This window comes from Acinetobacter sp. 228 (genome assembly GCF_048147885.1).
Genome location: NZ_JAYWYV010000005.1, coordinates 102,169 through 121,270 on the forward strand (window position 1 = coordinate 102,169; position 19,102 = coordinate 121,270).

A 19,102-nucleotide genomic window follows, 5' to 3' on the forward strand; every position below is an offset into this window, starting at 1 on the left:
AGTCTAAGTACAAAAAAAGAGAACAAAATTTATTATAGGCGAAAACGTTTTGTTTAGACAGAATTACCCGATTCAGTGTATATAATGGGTTCAATATAAATCAATTTATTGGATTATTTATGTCCGATTGGCCACCAAAACCTGAAAATCAAATACAAAATACGCAACAGCCAATTCAGCCGACTGGTCCTGAGTGGAAACTACTGGAAAAAGCAGTTTTAGCTTCGGTTGAAGAACAGCGTCGTGCACGTCGTTGGGGGATTTTCTTTAAATTTCTGACGTTTGCGTATCTACTTGTCGTTATTCTGGCATTAGGTAAAAGCTGTAGTTCTGTTTCTTCAGATGCCAGTGCTGGTGCAGGTTCTCATATCGCAGTCGTGGACATTGTGGGTACGATTGCAGCCGACAAACAGAGTGTGAACAGTAGCAATACCATTAAATCACTGAAAAAAGCCTTTGAAAATAAACAAAGTAAAGCGGTGGTGCTGAATATCAACTCACCTGGCGGCTCACCGGTACAGTCCGATGAAATCTGGCAGGAAATTCAGTATCTTAAAAAACAGCATCCCGGTAAAAAGCTTTATGCTGTGATCGGTGATACCGGTGCATCAGGTGCCTATTATATTGCCTCGGCTGCAGATGAAATTATTGTCAATCCTTCCAGTTTGGTGGGTTCTATCGGTGTCATCATGCCAAATTATGGTGTGAGCAATTTAATGAAAAAACTTGGTGTTGAAGACCGCACCATGACTTCAGGCGACAATAAAGCCTTGCTGTCGATGACCCAGCCGATTGATCCTGCACAAAAAGCACATGTACAGGGTGTTCTGGATGATGTACATCGTCACTTTATTAATGCCGTGAAAGAGGGCCGTGGCAATAAGTTGAAATCAAACGACCCTGCGATTTTCTCTGGCTTGTTCTGGACGGGCGATCAGGCAGTAAAACTTGGCATTGCTGACCGGATCGGAAGTTTAAATACCTTGAAGCGTGAACTTAAAACGGATAAAGCCTTGAATTACACGATTGAATATAGTCCATTCGACTCAGTACTGGGCCGTATGGGAGCATCGATTGGTAATGGAATTGCTACTTCGGTTGCACAGAAACTTCAGTCAGAAAACAGTACGACACTGCAATGAAACCATTGATTCATTTCGCGCACGCCAATGGCGTGCCATCAAAAGTCTATCAAAAACTATTTGATGGACTGCAAGAGAATTACGATATTATCTATGTGCCGTTATTAGGGCCTGATAAGCGTTATCCAATTGATAATCATTGGAAAAGCCTGACCCAGCAAGTGATCGATAGTATTGTACGCCAGTCTCAAGGCCGACCCGTGATCGGTTTGGGACATTCGTTGGGTTCCGTATTAACGTTTCAGGCTGCTTTACAGCGTCCGGAACTGTTTTCACAAATGATCATGCTGGACCCGCCGATGATTATGGGCAAAGAAGCCTTTGCCTTGCATATTGCAAAGACTTTTCGCTTAAAAGCATTGGATAAAATGTCTCCGGCCGGTCTGTCCAAACGCCGCCGTGATCATTGGGACTCACGTGAGCAGGCAGCGGAATTGTTGCGCCCTAAAGGCTTTTATCAGGATTTTGATGCGGATTGCTTCCAGGCTTATATTGATTATGCCTTGCGGGAAGATCCCATCCGGGGTGGCGTAGAGCTTACTATCCCTAAAAGGGATGAGGTCGCAGTCTTTAGAACCAATCCGTCACTCTGGTGGTTGCCTCAGGCCAAACCAAAAGTCCCGGTGCATCTGGTCGTTGCCGAGAAAGGTCCATTTCTGGCTCGCAAGTTCCCACAGCAAGTGCAAAAGAAATTTGGTATTCCTTTTACTGTGGTCGATGGGGGGCATATGTTCCCATTAGAACAACCCAATCAAGTAGCGGACTTGGTCAAACAGCTAATTCAGCAACAGTCTGCCTGAGTCATTGGGGTATTTTGGAAATAAAAAAACGCATCCGAGGATGCGTTTTTTTATATCTAATTTTTTTTTAGAACTTGCAGAATTGAACAGGCGCTTGCATTTTCTCATTCCGATACAGTACACCATCGTCAGTATGTTGGATCGTACCGCTACAAATCCATTCTACAACTTGTGGATAGATTACATGCTCGAGATTATGCACACGCATTGCCAAACTTTCTACCGTATCATGGTGAGAAACCTTGAGAACACCTTGAGCAAGCGCTTGGCCTGCATCAAGCTCAGCCGTGACATAATGCACTGTACAACCGTGCAGAACATCACCGGTATTGAGTACACGCTGATGCGTATGCATGCCTTTATAATGAGGCAATAGGGAAGGATGAATATTCAACATTTTCCCTTCCCAGGCTTTCACAAACTTTTCACTTAAAATTCGCATAAAGCCGGCAAGTACCACCAGATCTACATCCCAGTCCAAAAGCTGTTGATGCATCACATCATCAAAAGCCTCTCGGTTTGGATATTGCTTGTGTTCAATAACTGCAGTCTGAATGCCTGCGTGCTGTGCACGCGTTAAAGCAAAGGCTTCAGGCTTGTTGGAAATCACGCCCACAATTTGCCCCGAAAGATTGGCATCAATCAAGGCTTGCAGATTTGATCCGCTACCTGAAACAAGTACAGCAATTTTAATCATGCGAAATTACGCGAAGATCACACGAATTTTTTCGTCTGCACCTGCAATCGATTCAGCATTGTCTTGAATCTGACCCATTGCCCATGCTTTTTCGCCAAGCTTGTTGAGTAATTCAACGGTTTTGTCTGCATCAGCTGCATCAACCACCAGCACCATACCGACGCCACAGTTGAAAGTACGATACATTTCAAACTGTTCTACGCCGCCTTCGCGTTGTAGAAGCTTGAATAGCTCCGGCCATTCCCAAGAAGATTCATTTACCAGCGCTTGAGCACCGTTTGGAAGTACGCGCGGTAAGTTACCTGGTAAACCACCACCGGTGATGTGTGCCATCGCATGTACATCAACGTGTTTTAACAGTTCAAGAATTGGTTTTACATAAATGCGTGTCGGTTCCATTGCAACATCTGCAAGTGGGCGACCATCCACGATTTGATTTAGATCAACGTTTTTTACGTCCAAGATTTTACGAAGCAGTGAGTAGCCATTTGAGTGTGCACCTGAAGAGGCCACACCAATTAAAACGTCACCCGCTTTGACTTTAGAGCCATCAATAATTTTGCTTTGCTCAACAACACCGACACAGAAACCTGCAAGATCGTAATCTTCGCCTTCATACATGCCTGGCATTTCAGCAGTTTCACCGCCGACCAATGCACAGCCCGCAAGCTCGCAACCAGCGCCAATACCAGTAACTACATTGGCAGCAACCTCAACATTTAAATGACCAGTTGCGTAATAGTCGAGGAAGAACAGTGGTTCAGCACCACAAACAAGAAGGTCATTCACACACATTGCAACCAGGTCTTGACCAATCGTGTCATGACGGTTCAAATTCAGTGCCAGACGTAATTTTGTACCAACACCATCTGTGCCAGATACGAGAACAGGTTCTTCATAACCTTTAGGAATTTTACAAAGTGCACCAAAGCCACCTAGACCGCCCATGACTTCAGGACGTGAGGTACGCTTGGCGACAGATTTGATACGATCGACTAACGCGTCGCCCGCCTCAATGTCGACACCTGCATCTTTGTAGCTTAAACCAGTGTTTGGGGTAGAAGTTGAGTTGCTCATAATGAAGTCTCCGCATTCGCGGGTGCGATTATAACCTGAATATGAAAAACTCTTATGGTATTTGTGGCCTAAAATGCTATCTTTATTAAAATATTTTAATTTTTATAATGATTAATAGAGAAAAGGCGAAACTTTATGGTAGATCGCACATTGCGTCGCGTGTTTATCCTGGCTGGGATAGCTTTATTGCTATGGATTTTATATTTACTAAAACCCGTTGTAATTCCATTTGTTGCAGCATTTTTAATGGCGTATCTGTTCAGTCCTCTGGTAGATAAACTGCATGATATGGGTTTGCCGCGCTGGCTCTCTATTAGTATTGTTTTTATCGGGATCGGGGTTATCCTGATCCTGGCGACCTGGTATCTGATTCCGCTAATCTGGCAGCAGCTGGTGTATGCACGTGACAATATACCCGCGATAATTGGATGGATTAATTCAACCTTTTTGCCTTGGTTGTCTCATACTTTTAATGTCGTCGAAATGGAAATTGATACCAATCAGATTTCTGATGTAGTCATGGATTATGTACAAACCAATTATAGTGCAGACAGTATCCAGACATTCTTGCTACGTCTTGCGCAATCTGGCATCAACTTTCTCCAGATTGGCGGTACAATTGTCTTAATTCCGATCATTGCCTTCTATTTTCTGCTGGATTGGGATCGTATGCTGGAAAGCTTGCGTCGCCTGATTCCACGTCCTTATGAAGACAGCACCTTAAGAATCGTAGGTGAATGCCACAGTGTGCTGGGCGCCTTTGTTAAAGGACAGTTTCTGGTGATGATTCTATTGGGAATTGTTTATGCAGTGGGCTTACAACTGATTGGTCTTGAAGTCGGTTTGATTATCGGTATGGTGGCAGGCCTGGCCAGTATTATTCCTTATCTGGGCTTTGCTGTCGGTATTATTGCGGCTGTGATTGCAACTTTCCTGCAGTTTGGGATTGACTGGTGGCAACTGGTTCTGGTGGGTGTGGTCTTTATGGTCGGTCAGGCTGTAGAAGGTTATGTACTGCAGCCATTCCTGCTTGGCGATAAAATTGGCTTATCACCAGTAGCGGTTGTATTTGCGGTACTGGCGGGTGCTCAACTGGCGGGTTTCATGGGGATGCTGATTGCATTGCCGGTTGCAGCCGTCATTGTGGTTCTATTGCGACATGCACGTGAATATTACGAACACACACACTTTTATGGAAATCAGGCTGTCATTATGAATGATCCGGCAACGGGTTCGATCAGTGTAGAAACAGAAGACTTAGATGTTGATATTGAAATGAAAAGGCCAAGAGTAAAACCCCTGCAAGAGGAAGAGAAATCCAGTAAGATTCATGATCCTCATCGTAAAGACTGATAAGGTCCAAGAATTCCTATGCGTCAATTACAGTTAGATATAGAACCTCAGCTTGATGCCCGAATCAGTGATTTTTCAGGGCCGGGCTGGGGACATGTGATTGATGCTGTCCGTCAATTACATGCAGGGCTGATCAGCCGTTTTTATGTCTATGGAGGAGCCGGCACAGGTAAGAGTCATTTGTTGTCTGCCATTTGTGACTCTTATTTGGAAGTAGGTAAATCTGCGATTCAGGTATCCTTGCTTGAACTTCTAGATGCACCGACCGAGGCGATTACTTCGCTGGATCGTTTTGATCTGGTCGCACTTGATGATATTGAGGCAATTAGTGGGGTACCACATTGGCAACGCGCCGTCTTTCACCTGATTAATTATAATAATGAAGGGGGTGGCCAGTTGGTATTTTCCTCACGCTTTGCCCCTATCGAACTGAAGCTTGAATTACCTGACTTGCAATCCCGCCTCACTCAGGCGGTTAGTACCCGGGTTCCGAGCGGCAGTCTGTATGCTGATCGTTATGCCTTGATTTCATCAGTTTTAGATCGTCGTGGTATTCATCTAGATCCTCAAATTTTTGATTATTTACTGAATCATGGACCACATCAAACTTCGGTACTTTTACAGAGATTAGAGCAGATTATTCAATTGCTTAAAGGGGAAAAACTGAAGGTCAGCAATGCCAATTTGCGACAGATTTATGCCTTGATTGACGAATATCGGTAAACTATAAAAAATCTTGAGTAATTACTCAGTCTATGCCACAGTAAGGCAAAATAATTCGTTGTTGCAAGGATTCTGCAACTTTAGAAGAAAAAGAAAGAGATAAAAATTAAGGAGAAGGTTATGCTCAAGAAGAGCATAGGCATAGCTTTGCTATGTATAGCGGGGCAGGCATATAGTGCAGATATTATTGTAACTACTACAGAAGATATTGAAAAAGATGACAAGGAATGTTCACTTCGAGAAGCGATTGAATATGTTAATCGTGGCTTAGCCAAAGCCGGTTTTATGGGGTGCGGCGGGGAAAACTCATCCAGTACTATTATTTTAAAAGAAAAAAATACCTATGTGCTAAACAAGCATATTGCGATTAAAAAATCTCTTACAATCCGTGCGCTCGCAGAAGTTGATGGGGAATTCAGTACGGAAGAAAAAGCATTAGGCTTACATAATGCTCATATTCAAATGAAAGGGACTGATAACCTATTTAGGGTCAACAGTACAGACACACTGATTCAGTTAAACTTGAAAGAACTGGATCTTGAAGGTTGTGGGAAGGCCAGTTGTACTGAACAAGGCGGCTTGATTTATAATAAAGGACAGTTGATTTTAGAATATAGTCGTCTTTTTAATGCTGCTGCCAACTTGGGTGGCGCAATTTATAATGCTGGAAAGTTTGGCCAGAACCTAACCAGCCGTGTAGAAATTAAAAACAGCCTGATCGAAAATAATAAAGCGCAACGAGGCGCGATCCTGTATAGCGAACTACCGGCATTCCTTATTTCTCAAAGTGTACTTAAAAATAACCAGACACTAGATAATTCAGCGACCAATATTTTTAGTGCTGGACAATTTGCTAACACCAGTAAAGAGCAAAGTATTAGTGGAGAAGTATTAAGTAGCACCATACTCAAAAATAAAGGGATACTCATCAATGTCATGGATGGAATGGGGCTAAATAATCTCACCATGGTTGACAATGAAGATACTGCTTTGCGTATCCATGCCCCGAATGGTAGAGCCTATGTCGCTAACAGCATTATTTTAAGAAATGGCACACAGGATTGCCAAATAATAAATGGTGATAAGGCCTTGTTGCAAAACAATCTTCTAAGCTCATCCTGTGGTTTGGGGGATGCCGTGGCACCGAATCAGTTCTGGAATGATAGGCAACTTTTTGCGGAGTCTTCGGATAAAAGTGAAGGTATGTGTCAAACCCTGAATGAAAATAGTACAGCTATCCTTTGTCCATATAGCGTGCCTAAAGGACAGTTTCTCGGATATATGCGTCCCCGAATTTTATTGAACTATATTCTTGTGAACGAATCACCGATCGTAAATAGAGGCACAGTACTGAATCTGGCAAATCCTACCGTTGCATGTGAGGCTGCTGATCAACGCGGGATCAACCGTTTGATGGATAATTTATTTTGTGATCGTGGAGCTATTGAAATCACGATTCCAACCTCGGGCAGTCTGGTTGGACAAGACCTGTTAAAGGGAGAAATTGCCAAGTTTTCAATTGAACCTTATCTGGGAGATAGTGATTTAATTCCAAAACAGTACTGTAATGCGATTGTGGGGCAGAATCCTGATGATCAGTCTTGGCAAGACGGCTGTTTGAAAGTAGTGCAAACCAAAACAGCCTCAAAGGGTAAAACAGTCATCGATATTCATGGCAATGTTGTTTATACCCCGAATTCTACCTGGCATGGAGCAGATATTTTCGAACTACAAGTGGTGACCTCCTCGACACGGTTTAATAAAACAAAACCTTATCTGACCATTATTACTCAAGTTGTTCAGGCGCCGAAAAATGAAATGGAAGACAAAGCAGTCAAAACGTCAGGCGGCTCATGGGGGGGGGGTGGACTGTTGATATTACTCGGCTTAATGGGTTTACGCCGTAAACTAAAAGATTAAGGAAAAATCATGAAAAATTATAAAAAAGGACTGCTTGCGGCCATGATTTTATCTGCCATGAGTTTGATGGCAGCCGAAGATAAAACAATATATGTCACTACTTTTGTCGATGAAGACGGCGAGAATAATGAAGCCTGTTCTTTACGAGAAGCAATTAAAACTGCAAAACTGGATAAATCTTATGGTGGCTGTAACGTAGGACGTACGCTTCGACTGGACGGTTCGGCCCCAGATGTAATTCAGCTTGAAGCAGGTGAGTACAAACTGGATCGAGAGCTTATCGTAGAGTCTGCCCTCAAAATTTATGGAAAAACACCATTTAGCTATACCCGTCGTAGTCCGATTACGAATTTATACCCAACTCGAGAAGCTTTAAAAACTACAATTTCAGGCCAGAAAAAAACCCGATTATTTAATAGTATGGCCAGTCAGTCTAGCTTGGAGATTCATCATCTGATTTTAAAAGATGGCTATGCAGCAATAAATGGATTGGATAAAGGCAATGGTGGTACTTTCTATGTAGCGGGACCTCTAAGCATTAATACCAGTGAAATAGTGAATTCCCGAGCAGCCGCAGAAGGGGGAGCTATTTATAGTGTGGCAATGAATACAGAAAAAAATATTACCATTCAGGATTCTTTGATTCACCAAAATCAGGCGAATTCATATGGTAGTGTTCTGGCGATGGACTGTCAGGCAAATTTAGGTGCGACTCAAACCAATGTGAAAATCAATTCTAGTAGTATTACTCGAAACGGTTCAAGTCTTACGAACAGTATTCTTGATTTTTGTGGCTATGCGACAGTAGAAATGGTGAACTCAACTATTGCGAAAAATACTGCGAGTGCCACTGGACATATTGTGCGTATGACGAATCAGGTTAATCGTCCGCTCAGTGCCTTTTCCAGTTTAACAGCCGCGAGTAATACCATTGTCGAAAATACAGCCAAATCTACGCTATTTTATGACAATGTAGGCTCTAAAGTTTTTGGGTTTAATGTCCTGGCATTCAATCAGGGCTTATCTTGCGAATATGGCTTGAATCAGGGGAATCCAACCAAAGAACAACAAGTCAAATTTTACACAACACAAAATGCAATTCAAAGCACTGGCCCTTCGCGTTGTGTACTACCTCCCTTAGAAGAAAATGCCACTTCAAATAATCTGGATGTCTCGAGTAGTACGTTCAGCAGTTTATTAACCGATTATCTTGAGCCTGCGATTGATAATCGCTATTTGGGGCTGTATTACCCGCGGGATAATAAGACGGCAACAGATTTGGTAGATATTGGTGAAAGTGGCTGTATCGAACAAGACCAGCGTGGTGTTGATCGTGTGATTGGTTCCACATTAACATTTGATCCAGATGCAAAAAATACCTGTGAGATCGGCTCAGTTGAAATCCGACGTTTGACGGCCGCAGATATTACCGATTTGAAAAATACAAATTTGGTGGGACTTAATGATTTTTATCAAACAAATATAGATGATATTAAGAAGATTATTGCGGATAAAAATACACCGGCAGATGAGTTGCCCGGTTTAAAGGAAGAATTAAAAGAGTACGAAGACCTGCTTAAATATACCAAGCAATATCAGAAATATCGTGCAATTTATATCAATCCATTTGTTTTGGCTATGCCGCAGGAAACCTTATCTGGCAATATCATTCAAACTAAAATATTTAACTCAAAAAATTACGATATTAGTGTGAGAGCTCTGGGTGTGGGTAAATTAACTGGTACTGGTAATTCGGCCAGTGTAGAGGGAAACCCCAATGATCCAAATCTTAAATGTGAATGGAAACCAGATTTGAACCGCATCATGATGTATCGTACTGATGCTAAGGACACCAGCTCGGTGGATATGGAGTTCTGTAGTTATACTATTAAAGACCGAGCAACGGGTGCGAGCAGTACAGGTCTTTTAAGAGCAGCTTTTACCAATATTGCACCTATTGCAAAGAATGATGAATACCGGATTAGCCCAGAGAATAATCTTACGGTGACTGTAAATCCGCTTGAAAATGATAGTGATGACGGGGACGGACCATTACCATCAGGAAAGTCGGCTTTTTATCATGATAAAGATGGCAAAGAGATTCCGATTCGTATTCTCAAGCTTCCTGCAGGAGTTTCACTTAAAGCTGAGCGACAAGGAGCTTGTCCGGATCCCTATCAGAACCAGACTTGTTATGGTGGAAAGCTGACATTTAGCGTGAGGAATAACTTAAGCCAGGCAAATTACAGCATGGAGTATGCAATTTTTGACGCAGATGCAAAAATCTCAGAAACAGCCACGATCTTGTTAGGTAATACAGTTAAAAATACCAATACTTCCTCAAGTGGTGGGGGAGCAAGCGGTATTTGGGCGCTACTGGGATTATTGGGACTGGCAGCTTATCGTCGTTTAAGAAAATAAAATACGATTGAAGTTATAAAAAAGCCTCTATTCTATATGGAGGCTTTTTTTATCTATATCGCTTAATGTGAGGGAGGTTGTTGAGTCACTTGCTGATATTTGAGAATGTATTCTTCCCGAATGGCGAGACGCTCTTCCGGTGTCGCTTTTTGCATACGTGTACCCAGTTCCTTACGCTCTTGGCTGCTCATCATTTGCCAAGTTTCACGCATTTTTTGTTTTTCTGCATCAGGAAGTTGGGTAAACCAGTCCATACGCTGCTGTAAGCTGACACGCTGTTGTTCTGGGATTTCTTTTAGGGATTGATAACGTTTAATGAGTGCCAGTTGTTCGGCATCAGAAAGATTATCCCAAGTATCGGTAACTTGGGAATTAGCATCTTTGGAAAATAGCCAAAAACGTTCAAATCCTGCAAAGCTAGTTTGTAGAAAGCCGAGTGCACAAAAAACAATTGTCAACTTTTTAGCTGCCATGTGGAACTTTGTCCTCACCTAAAACCATTAACATTTCTAAATCTTCAAGCATTTGCGGAGACAGTTTTGGTACTGAAACCATTTGAGTTTGCGGCTCGTTGTGGTCCGAAAGATTCGGTAACACCACCACCCCTGCAATTGCAGCTGCCAACGCAAATCCGGACATTTTTAGAAAGGCAAAGCGTGAATGTTTTGCATCCTGAATTTCTTCAAGAACATGATGCATGACCACAGGTTTATCTTTATGTTGCTGTGCCAGCCCGTCAAGTTTGGAAGTTACTTGTTTTAAGAAATCATCTTGATTCATTCTGATGACCCTCCCAGATATGGATTTAAATGTGCTAAATAGGCACGTAAGCCTTGAATGGCACGGTGATAATGGGTTTTTACACTGCCTTCGGTGCAGTTCATAATTTGTGCGGTGGTATGGGTGTCGAATCCTTCCCAGGCTCTTAGCATAAATGCCTGTTGCTGACGCACTGGCAATTTTGCAATCGCTTCCTGGATTTCTTCAGCAGTCACTGCCTGATCGAGAAATTCCAGAGGTGTAGGTGTTGATTCATCGACAACATCATCAAATTCAATTTCGTCATCATCGAGGCTGACTTTTTTGAAAAATGAAAACATTTGACCACGTCGTGCTTCTTTGCGACGCCAGTCCTGTAACTTGTTGTTCAGGATCGTATAAAAAAGCGGATACCATTCTTCAGTCGTCTTTTCTGCATAGGATTTATGCAAGGAAATGAAGGCTTCCTGAACCAGATCCATGGCAATACCATGCTGACCTTGGGTTGCACTTTCCATCATCACCAAAGCCCGTCCCGTCACATCCTGCATGAAATTCTTCAGACGTGCTTCGGCCGTACTCTTTAGAATACTTACATCCTGTGACTGCAACTGTTTTGGTGCTAAATCCATAGAGATGGAAAATCCTGTCATTGGACACCCACCATTATTCCCAAGTTCATGATCACATAACGTTGGGAGTAACGGTTTGGTTGACAATTAAGTTTATTATTTTTGTAGTTTAATCTATTTTATACACGGGCAGGGTCGTATTAAAACACTGTAACCTAAATCCCTAATTAGATACGTTGACGAACCATTTCAAAGAAGCAGATCGAACCTGCAACAGCGACATTAAGCGATTCCTGGCCCCCTGGTTGCGGAATCGTCACAGCTTCAGCATGCTGCATGGCATAATCCGATACACCTTGACCTTCATTACCCAGGATCCACACACAAGGTTTACGTAAGTCTTTTGAATACAGGCTTTCAGCGCGATGTGAGCTGGTTACATAAACCGGGATCTGAAATTGCTCAAGAATTTGTTCGAGGGCAATATTTTCAAAAGTTTGCAGTGTGAAGTGCGCACCCATGCCGGCACGTAAGACTCTTGGAGACCAGAGAGACGCAGAGCCTTTGGTACAAACAATCTGTTCAATACCGGCTGCTGCTGCAGAACGAAGCAGAGTTCCAACATTTCCTGGATCCTGTACATTTTCCAGAATCAAGGTATCTGCCTTGAAATCAAGAGCGTAGTTTGCTGTGGGTAGAGTCACCACAGCCAAACAGGCCAATGATGTTCCTAAAGTACTTAAATCTTTGTACAAGGATTCGCCCAGAACAAAGACTGTACCTGTATATTTTGCAAGAATTTTCTCGAAATCAGGGTGGGAAAGTGCTTGTTCAGTGGTGAAAATCGAATCAATTTTACGGTTTTCATGCAGCCAGGCGAGAGACAGATGTGTACCTTCCAGGACAGTCTGGCCCTGTTTTTTACGATAGGTATTCTGTTCAATCAAACCACGTAAGTGTTTAATCTTCGGGTTGTCTTTAGAGTCAAGAAAAAAAGTTGCCATGGGAGATATAATCCACGGCAGCCGATTCAATATCAGCCGCCGCTATAAAAAATTAGTTGTGGTAGCTGGTCACAAGATCAACTTCGTTTTTAGAACCAATGATCACAGGAACACGCTGATGTAAATCAGTCGGTTCGATCTCAAGAATACGCACGCGACCTGTAGTTGATGCACCGCCAGCCTGTTCCATCAGCATACTCATTGGGTTAGCTTCATACATTAAACGCAGACGGCCTGCTTTAGCCGGATCTTTAAGATCATATGGATACATGAAGATACCGCTACGGCAAAGAATACGGTGAATATCGCCCACCATACAGGCAACCCAGCGCATATTGAAGTCTTTTTCACGAGGACCGGTTTTACCAGCTAACAATTCATCAATATAACGCTGTACTGGTGCTTCCCAATGACGTTGATTCGACGCATTGATCGCATATTCTTTGGTATCTGCAGCAACCTGAATACCTTCAGAAGTCAGCAGGAATTCTTTGGTTTCAGGATCAAAGGTAAAGAACACTACGCCTGCACCTACTGTTAATGCCAGCATGGTAGATGGACCATAAAGCACATAACCGGCAGCCACTTGGTTTACACCAGCCTGCATGAAATCTTCTGCCTGAGTCACAGCATTTTTCGCAGGAAGAATCGAGAAAATAGTGCCGACACACATATTGATGTCGATATTGCTAGAGCCGTCTAGTGGATCGAACAATACCAGAAACTGGCCATTTTCTTGTGCCGGGGTGAATTCATCCAGTTCTTCTGAGGCTAGACCGCCCACATCTGGATGTTGCTGCAGGGCATCAATCAGATAATCATTAGAAATGACATCCAGTTTCTTTTGCTCTTCGCCTTGAACGTTTTCATGCTGTGCACTTCCCAATACACCAGCCAAAGCACCTTTTTGCAATAACTGATCGATATCTTTGCAAGTATTTGCAATCGTTTCAATAACTTGTGAAAGTTCTGGGGTGAGGTTTCCGCTTTGTTGTTGTAGAAACTGGGATAAAGTGCGGTATGACATAGGGGGGAAACTCCAAGACTTAAAATCGGGAAAAAATGATCAAAACGATATGCGGCTATATTTTAGATGAGAACGTCTGAAAAGGACAATTAAACTGGGTTATTTGTTGTGATTTTGCCCTTGCAACTCCTGTGGAAAGTGCTATGTTGAATGCAATGGAACAGTAAAAATAGGAGCACAGAGATGACAACATTGAAGTTTGATGCGACTCCAACCCCAAGTGAAGCAATTAATCTCGATGAAATTTCTGAAGACAAGATGAAAGAAGCGTGGAAGGATTACGAATCTAAACCTGAATACAAGAAATTCAATAAACACGACATGATTGAGTCGATGCAAGCTCATGAGGAAGGTGAGGAGAAGGAATAGATTATTCCTTGCACTTTCAAAATTTGCTCATAAAAAAGCACTCAAATGAGTGCTTTTTTATGAGCAAATTATTGTTGAAGCAATTATTTATTTCAACAATGGTGGAACTGCTTCATAATTGATTTCTACACGGCGATTTTCTTTCCACGCGTTTTCATCGTGGCCCGGGTTAATCGGCATTTCTTTACCATAGCTGACAGCTTCCAGCTGACCTGCATTGACCCCTGAAGTGGTCAGGAAACTTTCAACTGCTTTAGCACGACGTTCGCCAAGTGCCATGTTGTATTCGCGTGTACCACGTTCATCCGTATGACCAGTTAAGGCTACCCGTGAATTGGCATTGGCCATCAGGAACTGGGCATGTGCCTGCAAAGTACGAATATCATCATTGCTCAATTCGCTACTGTCATAGTCAAAATGAACCACACGTTTTGCCAGATAGGCCTTATTTTCTGCAGTAACACCTTTGGCTGATGCGCCCGCCAGGTTTTGTGCATTTAATGCTGCATCTTCGCTCAGACCCTGAGTGTTAACCGTAGTCGTACCGGTCGTATCCAGATTACCCGTCTGAACTTCAGCAGCAGGTTTACGGCTGGCGCAACCTGTCATGACCACAGCGGCTGCAAGCAAAGGCAATGCAAATAATTTTACTTTGTTCATTCTTCATCTCCATGAAGTTGATTATGGGTTAAAGCGGTTTTAAGTATTCAACTATTATTTTGGTGCCCAAGCGGGTTCACGAACTTCACCAGTTTCGCTTGGCAGATTCATACGGAAACGACCATCTAACGACATAATGGATAATAATCCACGATTACCTTCGCGTGTGGCATAGACCACCATCTGACCATTTGGCGAGAAGCTTGGTGATTCATCCAGGCTGGTCGGAGTCAGGATGTTGGTCACACCTGAGCTAATATCCTGTACGGCCACTTTATAATTACTGCCACTTGGGCGATGAACCAGTGCAAGTTTCTTGCCATCTGCGCTTAGAGTCGCACGGGCATTGAAGGCACCGCGGAACGTCAAACGTTTGGTACTTTCACCATTAAAATCATAACGGTAGATCTGTGGAGAACCACCACGATCTGACGTAAAAATAAAGGATTTGCCATCTGGTGAATAACGCGCTTCGGTATCAATGGCACTGTCATTGGTCATGCGTTTTAACTGGCGTGTCTCCAGATTCATCTGGTAGATCTCCGGGTTGCCGTGCATGGAAGCAGTAAACAGCATGCTCTTGCCATCTGGCGAGAAACTCGGTGCGCCGTTTAAGCCACGGAAACTGGCCAGCTTTTCACGTTGACCGGTCGCCAGATCCTGTACATAAATGGCTGGACGTTTGGTTTCAAAAGATACATAGGCAATCTTTTTCGCATCCGGTGTCCAGGCTGGTGATAAAATCGGATCACGGGAAGTCAAAATTGTTTTTGGCTGTTCACCATCCGTATCGGCAATCTGTAGGGTATAACGTTGCTCAGGGGTTGCCGGGTTACGCAGCACATAAGCAATCCGACCGCTAAAATCTCCAGGAATACCGGTTAATGCCTGATAAATGGCATCACTGATCATATGCGCTGCCTGACGGGTGCGCGAAGCCGGCACAGTCAACAGTTCATTGAGCAGATACTGTCTTTTTTCCACATCATACAGTTGATACTGAATACTAAAAGAGCCATCGGGATTGGTCTTGGAAGAACCGGTCACTACATAGGGAACACCTGCGCTTGCCCATGCTTCTGCATTCGGAGTATTCATTGCGGCAGTAGCAGGCAGATTTTTTGAAGCGCTGGTAAATCTGCCAGAACGATTCAGGTCATTTTCTACAATAGGGTAAATACTCTGGTCCTGGCTAAAAGGCACAATGGCAATTTTCGGCGCAGCTTCCGGCGCTTTGGTAATTTCCAGATGTAGCTGAGCCTGTGACTGGGTAGTAATGATTATGCCCAAGCTGGTTAGGACTGCAAGGCAGAGCAGGTGTTTGCGAGTTTTTTCCATCATTCGTTATTTACTCAAATCAACGGAGTTATTCTATAAGTGATCGGGCTACATCATCGCATGAATTGATACGAACAAAACCCAGAATTTCTCACTCAACTGTTATGACACTATGAAAAGTGAATATTGTTTAAGCTATTTCAATTGAAGTTTAACTTAAAAAATCAGCCATAACACCTGTTCTTGATGACGGCTGGTTTTTTTATTGAGCTGTAAAGGTTGAAGTAAAACTTCGTGCTTCACGGCGGGCATCCGGATCGGAAGGCATTGGATAAGGAGCAGCAGCACGTACTGCAGCTTCTACACTGGCTTTCATGTCCGGGTCACTCGAATTCACGATGACAGAAACCACAGAACCATTATCGCTTAGGGTGACACGAGCAGTCGCTTTCTGACCTGAAGAACCTACTGGCGTATCCCAGGCACGTTTGATTTTATTTTCAAAATCACGTTTTGCGGTGGATGCAATCCGTTTCGATTCCGCTTTTTTCTGTGCCGCTTCTTCAGCAGCCTGTTTGGCAGCGGATGCTTTGGCCTCTGCATCTGCCTTGGCTCGCGCATCGGCATCCGCTTTAGCTTTGGCTTCTGCATCTGCCTTACGTTTAGCGTCTGCGTCGGCTTTAGCTTTTGCAGCGGTATCCGATTTGGCCTTCGCATCAGTCTCTGCCTTACGTTTGGCATCCGCGTCAGCTTTGGCTTTAGCTGCTGCATCTGCTTTGGCTTTCGCATCAGCGTCCGCTTTACGTTTCGCCTCTGCATCATTTTTAGCCTTAGCTGCCGCGTCAGCTTTAACTTTTGCCGCTGCATCGGCTTTAGCTTTAGCGGCTGCGTCCGCTTTGGCTTTTGCATCAGCATCTGCTTTACGTTTCGCTGCTGCATCATTATTGGCTTTTGCTGCAGCATCGGCCTTACGTTTGGCCTCAGCCTCTGCTTTGGCTTTCGATGCAGCCTCTGCTTTTTTCTGTGCTTCCAGTTTGGCTTTTTGTGCAGCATCGGCTTTGCGCTGTGCATCCAGTTCAGCTTGGCGTGCAGCTTCGGCTTCCGCCTTGGATTTTTGCGCTGCCTCTGCTTTAGCTTTGGCTGCTGCCTGTTCAGCGGCTTGGGCACGTTTTGCTGCTTCAGCTGCTTGCTGCGCAGCCTTGGCTTGTGCTGCCTCTGCCGCTTTCAGTTCCTGCTTGGCTTTTTGTGTATCGACTTTTGGCGCAGGTGGAGTAACAGGTACAGCAGGGGCTGCAGTTGGAATGACAGGAGCGGGTTCTATACTAGGTTCTGCCGTTTGAGTGATTTCTTCTGCAACATTGTTATGTGCAGTCTCCTCAAATTCAGTTTCTTCACGAGTGACCGGCTTGAGCTCCTCTGGCTTGATCAGAACAGTTTTAATCTGTTTCGGTGGTTCAGGGGGTTTACTCATCCCTAGAAAAAGCAGGCCCACCAAAGCCACTGCATGGATGCCGAGCGTAAATCCAATCGCAATTGCTTTTTTTTGAAAGGGCGGTTTCTGATAATTTTTCATACTTTATTCTAGGGGTTTGGTCAGTAAACCGACCTGAGAAAGGCCAGCATCTTGCAGGCTCGACATCAAGGCCATGACCTCACCATAAGGACGGGTATTATGGCCATTGATCACGACATTCAGCACCTTGTTTTCATTTTGTGCCTGGGTTTGTGCATCAACAAGCGTACGGGTTAATTCTTCCAGTGTGACCGGACCAGTCGCCTGATTTTTATATTCTAGATAATATGAACCATCTTCTTTGAGTGTGACAATTGTCGGCGCATCCTTGGATTCGATCGGCAAACCGTTGGCCTGAGGCAAATCGACCTTGATGCCGCTGGTAATCATCGGGGCCGTGACCATAAAGATCACCAGAAGTACCAGCATGACATCGATATACGGCACCACATTCATGTCACTTTTCAGTGGCTTTTTAATACGCTGAAAGCGTCCTGAACCTTGAATCGCCATTAGTCTTTGTCCTGAGTTACGCCCACAGACTGACGTTGCAATAGCGCTACCATTTCTTCGGCAAACAGCGCACGGTCAGAGTAGACCGTTTCACCTTTGGCCGTAAAATGGTTGAAAGCCAATACCGCTGGAATAGCTGCGAACAGACCGATCGCTGTTGCAATTAGTGCTTCGGCAATACCGGGTGCGACTGTGGCTAGCGTTACCTGATCGACATCTGCCAGGCCAATAAAGGCATTCATAATGCCCCAGACTGTACCGAACAGACCGACATAAGGCGCGACCGAACCAATACTCGCCAATGCGCCCAGACCTTGTTCCAGATGACCTTGGTCACGGCTTAAACCGACACGCAGAATACGTTCTGTTCCTTCAATCGACTGGGCAGTTGGCGCATGGCGTTTTTTCAGTTTCAGGAATTCGCCCAGACCCTGATAGAAAATATCTTCAAGGCCGGTACGTTTAGAATTAAGTTGTGCATTGTTATACAGAGTATTCAGTTCAGCACCAGACCAGAAGATTTTCTGGAAATGTTCATCATCGGTCTGGGCTTTTTTATAACTCATGTAGAGCCTGGCAATCAGATACCAGCTATATATTGAGGCTAACAGCAGAGAAAGCATCACCAGTTGTACGACAGGGCTTGCTTGTAAAATAAGATCTGAAACTTGAAGAGATGATTCTAACTGAGTCGCCATAGTTGTTACGTGTGCCAATAAATTTTTTTAGTCTTGTTCCAATTCTTTTTGAATTAGTTCGCGGATTTCATCCGGGAGTCGACGTGGTCGCATCTCTGCACTGATACATGCCAACTCAACCTCACCTGATGCAAGCATGATTTCACCACGATAAATATTTTGTTGCAATACAAATGATGAAGCTTTACATGAAATAACACGTGCTGTAACAGTAATTAAGTCATCCATCAGGATCGGACGCATATATTTAACATTAATTTTATGCACCACAAAGTTGTAGTCTGTCTGATGCCAGTAATGGCTCACTCCAGCGGCACGTAACCATTCGGTACGGGTACGTTCCATATAGCGAATATGATTGGCGTGATAGACAATGCCACCCGCATCAGTATCTTCAATATAAACGCGGATATTGAATTCAAAGTGATTCGCCATAGTTTTGTTCCATGCAGATTTTCGAAATTTTTGCTTGTTTTTTTAGATGCAGGAGGAGGCTTAGAATTTGCCGGATTCCTGCCAAAAGTCAAGCAATTTAGCGGCTCAAAGTTTAGCATTGTGAGTTTTGAGACCAATGGC

At 43.7% G+C, this 19,102-nt stretch carries 20 protein-coding genes; 7 read left to right on the top strand and 13 right to left on the bottom strand.

Annotated features, from left to right (window positions below):
- The first annotated feature begins 119 nt into the window (after positions 1-119).
- Complete coding sequence (sppA, locus tag VXQ92_RS05725; protein WP_416680808.1) at positions 120-1,142, top strand: signal peptide peptidase SppA; 1,023 nt, start codon at positions 120-122, stop codon at positions 1,140-1,142.
- A complete protein-coding gene (locus VXQ92_RS05730; RefSeq protein ID WP_416680809.1) occupies positions 1,139-1,942 on the top strand; it encodes an alpha/beta fold hydrolase in 804 nt (267 codons plus the stop codon). Before sppA ends, VXQ92_RS05730 begins: the two co-directional genes overlap by 4 nt.
- Positions 1,943-2,009: 67 nt before the next feature.
- Here the strand turns inward: VXQ92_RS05730 and purN are convergent, their stop codons facing one another.
- Both purN and purM read right to left on the bottom strand, forming a co-directional pair.
- Entirely contained in the window at positions 2,010-2,639 is a 630-nt protein-coding gene (gene purN / locus VXQ92_RS05735) for a phosphoribosylglycinamide formyltransferase (protein ID WP_416680810.1), read from the bottom strand.
- 6 nt (positions 2,640-2,645) lie between these two features.
- Entirely contained in the window at positions 2,646-3,716 is a 1,071-nt protein-coding gene (gene purM, locus VXQ92_RS05740) for a phosphoribosylformylglycinamidine cyclo-ligase (RefSeq protein ID WP_416680811.1), read from the bottom strand.
- Between the two features lie 135 nt (positions 3,717-3,851).
- Between purM and cxpE the strand changes: the two genes are divergently transcribed.
- The 4 genes from cxpE (at position 3,852) to VXQ92_RS05760 (ending at position 10,133) form a co-directional block, all read left to right on the top strand.
- The gene (cxpE, locus tag VXQ92_RS05745) at positions 3,852-5,069 is read left to right on the top strand and encodes a chloramphenicol efflux transporter CxpE (RefSeq protein WP_064096263.1); all 1,218 of its coding nucleotides are present in this window, start codon (positions 3,852-3,854) and stop codon (positions 5,067-5,069) included.
- Between the two features lie 18 nt (positions 5,070-5,087).
- Positions 5,088-5,792 (top strand): DnaA regulatory inactivator Hda, encoded by a 705-nt coding sequence (hda, locus tag VXQ92_RS05750; RefSeq protein ID WP_064096262.1) that lies wholly within the window; start codon positions 5,088-5,090, stop codon positions 5,790-5,792.
- A gap of 120 nt (positions 5,793-5,912) precedes the next feature.
- The gene (gene rbtA / locus VXQ92_RS05755; RefSeq protein ID WP_416680812.1) at positions 5,913-7,712 is read left to right on the top strand and encodes a rhombotarget A; all 1,800 of its coding nucleotides are present in this window, start codon (positions 5,913-5,915) and stop codon (positions 7,710-7,712) included.
- Positions 7,713-7,721: 9 nt separating this feature from the next.
- Positions 7,722-10,133 carry a CSLREA domain-containing protein gene (locus VXQ92_RS05760; protein ID WP_416680813.1) on the top strand — a complete coding sequence of 804 codons (2,412 nt, stop codon included), beginning with the start codon at positions 7,722-7,724 and terminating at the stop codon, positions 10,131-10,133.
- Between the two features lie 62 nt (positions 10,134-10,195).
- Here the strand turns inward: VXQ92_RS05760 and VXQ92_RS05765 are convergent, their stop codons facing one another.
- From VXQ92_RS05765 to VXQ92_RS05785, 5 genes are all read right to left on the bottom strand, one after another.
- A complete protein-coding gene (locus tag VXQ92_RS05765) occupies positions 10,196-10,606 on the bottom strand; it encodes a DUF3106 domain-containing protein (RefSeq protein ID WP_416680814.1) in 411 nt (136 codons plus the stop codon).
- On the bottom strand, positions 10,596-10,913 hold the full coding sequence (locus VXQ92_RS05770) for a hypothetical protein (RefSeq protein ID WP_064096258.1): 318 nt from the start codon (positions 10,911-10,913) through the stop codon (positions 10,596-10,598). Before VXQ92_RS05770 ends, VXQ92_RS05765 begins: the two co-directional genes overlap by 11 nt.
- Complete coding sequence (locus VXQ92_RS05775; protein WP_416680815.1) at positions 10,910-11,524, bottom strand: RNA polymerase sigma factor; 615 nt, start codon at positions 11,522-11,524, stop codon at positions 10,910-10,912. Before VXQ92_RS05775 ends, VXQ92_RS05770 begins: the two co-directional genes overlap by 4 nt.
- Positions 11,525-11,691: 167 nt before the next feature.
- On the bottom strand, positions 11,692-12,468 hold the full coding sequence (locus VXQ92_RS05780) for a TrmH family RNA methyltransferase (RefSeq protein ID WP_064102805.1): 777 nt from the start codon (positions 12,466-12,468) through the stop codon (positions 11,692-11,694).
- Between the two features lie 52 nt (positions 12,469-12,520).
- Complete coding sequence (locus VXQ92_RS05785; RefSeq protein ID WP_416680816.1) at positions 12,521-13,495, bottom strand: class 1 fructose-bisphosphatase; 975 nt, start codon at positions 13,493-13,495, stop codon at positions 12,521-12,523.
- A 183-nt stretch (positions 13,496-13,678) separates the two neighbouring features.
- Here VXQ92_RS05785 and VXQ92_RS05790 point away from each other — a divergent pair, with 183 nt between their 5' ends.
- Positions 13,679-13,864 carry an NF038105 family protein gene (locus VXQ92_RS05790; RefSeq protein ID WP_416680817.1) on the top strand — a complete coding sequence of 62 codons (186 nt, stop codon included), beginning with the start codon at positions 13,679-13,681 and terminating at the stop codon, positions 13,862-13,864.
- A gap of 87 nt (positions 13,865-13,951) precedes the next feature.
- Here the strand turns inward: VXQ92_RS05790 and pal are convergent, their stop codons facing one another.
- The 6 genes from pal to ybgC form a co-directional block, all read right to left on the bottom strand.
- Positions 13,952-14,524 carry a peptidoglycan-associated lipoprotein Pal gene (gene pal, locus VXQ92_RS05795; RefSeq protein WP_064096253.1) on the bottom strand — a complete coding sequence of 191 codons (573 nt, stop codon included), beginning with the start codon at positions 14,522-14,524 and terminating at the stop codon, positions 13,952-13,954.
- Between the two features lie 54 nt (positions 14,525-14,578).
- Entirely contained in the window at positions 14,579-15,862 is a 1,284-nt protein-coding gene (gene tolB, locus VXQ92_RS05800) for a Tol-Pal system beta propeller repeat protein TolB (protein ID WP_416680860.1), read from the bottom strand.
- 202 nt (positions 15,863-16,064) lie between these two features.
- Positions 16,065-17,375: a cell envelope integrity protein TolA gene (tolA, locus tag VXQ92_RS05805; protein ID WP_416680818.1), complete on the bottom strand. Its 1,311-nt coding sequence runs from the start codon at positions 17,373-17,375 to the stop codon at positions 16,065-16,067.
- A gap of 3 nt (positions 17,376-17,378) precedes the next feature.
- Positions 17,379-17,828 carry a protein TolR gene (gene tolR, locus VXQ92_RS05810; protein WP_064096250.1) on the bottom strand — a complete coding sequence of 150 codons (450 nt, stop codon included), beginning with the start codon at positions 17,826-17,828 and terminating at the stop codon, positions 17,379-17,381.
- The gene (gene tolQ, locus VXQ92_RS05815; RefSeq protein ID WP_416680819.1) at positions 17,828-18,526 is read right to left on the bottom strand and encodes a protein TolQ; all 699 of its coding nucleotides are present in this window, start codon (positions 18,524-18,526) and stop codon (positions 17,828-17,830) included. The genes tolR and tolQ overlap by 1 nt, the downstream gene beginning before the upstream one ends.
- Before the next feature lie 27 nt (positions 18,527-18,553).
- Positions 18,554-18,961, bottom strand: coding sequence for a tol-pal system-associated acyl-CoA thioesterase (gene ybgC, locus VXQ92_RS05820; RefSeq protein ID WP_004645668.1), 408 nt, complete (start codon positions 18,959-18,961; stop codon positions 18,554-18,556).
- Between the last annotated feature and the right edge of the window lie 141 nt (positions 18,962-19,102).

What these genes read in the sequence shown, in the direction of transcription:
- tolA (WP_416680818.1), bottom strand. Translation starts at nt 17,375, where the DNA reads ATGAAAAATTATCAGAAACCGCCCTTTCAAAAAAAAGCAATTGCGATT.
- ybgC (WP_004645668.1), bottom strand. Translation starts at nt 18,961, where the DNA reads ATGGCGAATCACTTTGAATTCAATATCCGCGTTTATATTGAAGATACT.
- tolB (WP_416680860.1), bottom strand. Translation starts at nt 15,862, where the DNA reads ATGGAAAAAACTCGCAAACACCTGCTCTGCCTTGCAGTCCTAACCAGC.
- pal (WP_064096253.1), bottom strand. Translation starts at nt 14,524, where the DNA reads ATGAACAAAGTAAAATTATTTGCATTGCCTTTGCTTGCAGCCGCTGTG.
- sppA (WP_416680808.1), top strand. Translation starts at nt 120, where the DNA reads ATGTCCGATTGGCCACCAAAACCTGAAAATCAAATACAAAATACGCAA.
- VXQ92_RS05775 (WP_416680815.1), bottom strand. Translation starts at nt 11,524, where the DNA reads ATGGATTTAGCACCAAAACAGTTGCAGTCACAGGATGTAAGTATTCTA.
- VXQ92_RS05765 (WP_416680814.1), bottom strand. Translation starts at nt 10,606, where the DNA reads ATGGCAGCTAAAAAGTTGACAATTGTTTTTTGTGCACTCGGCTTTCTA.
- VXQ92_RS05790 (WP_416680817.1), top strand. Translation starts at nt 13,679, where the DNA reads ATGACAACATTGAAGTTTGATGCGACTCCAACCCCAAGTGAAGCAATT.
- rbtA (WP_416680812.1), top strand. Translation starts at nt 5,913, where the DNA reads ATGCTCAAGAAGAGCATAGGCATAGCTTTGCTATGTATAGCGGGGCAG.
- VXQ92_RS05760 (WP_416680813.1), top strand. Translation starts at nt 7,722, where the DNA reads ATGAAAAATTATAAAAAAGGACTGCTTGCGGCCATGATTTTATCTGCC.
- tolR (WP_064096250.1), bottom strand. Translation starts at nt 17,828, where the DNA reads ATGGCGATTCAAGGTTCAGGACGCTTTCAGCGTATTAAAAAGCCACTG.
- purM (WP_416680811.1), bottom strand. Translation starts at nt 3,716, where the DNA reads ATGAGCAACTCAACTTCTACCCCAAACACTGGTTTAAGCTACAAAGAT.
- tolQ (WP_416680819.1), bottom strand. Translation starts at nt 18,526, where the DNA reads ATGGCGACTCAGTTAGAATCATCTCTTCAAGTTTCAGATCTTATTTTA.
- VXQ92_RS05770 (WP_064096258.1), bottom strand. Translation starts at nt 10,913, where the DNA reads ATGAATCAAGATGATTTCTTAAAACAAGTAACTTCCAAACTTGACGGG.
- VXQ92_RS05730 (WP_416680809.1), top strand. Translation starts at nt 1,139, where the DNA reads ATGAAACCATTGATTCATTTCGCGCACGCCAATGGCGTGCCATCAAAA.
- cxpE (WP_064096263.1), top strand. Translation starts at nt 3,852, where the DNA reads ATGGTAGATCGCACATTGCGTCGCGTGTTTATCCTGGCTGGGATAGCT.
- VXQ92_RS05780 (WP_064102805.1), bottom strand. Translation starts at nt 12,468, where the DNA reads ATGGCAACTTTTTTTCTTGACTCTAAAGACAACCCGAAGATTAAACAC.
- purN (WP_416680810.1), bottom strand. Translation starts at nt 2,639, where the DNA reads ATGATTAAAATTGCTGTACTTGTTTCAGGTAGCGGATCAAATCTGCAA.
- hda (WP_064096262.1), top strand. Translation starts at nt 5,088, where the DNA reads ATGCGTCAATTACAGTTAGATATAGAACCTCAGCTTGATGCCCGAATC.
- VXQ92_RS05785 (WP_416680816.1), bottom strand. Translation starts at nt 13,495, where the DNA reads ATGTCATACCGCACTTTATCCCAGTTTCTACAACAACAAAGCGGAAAC.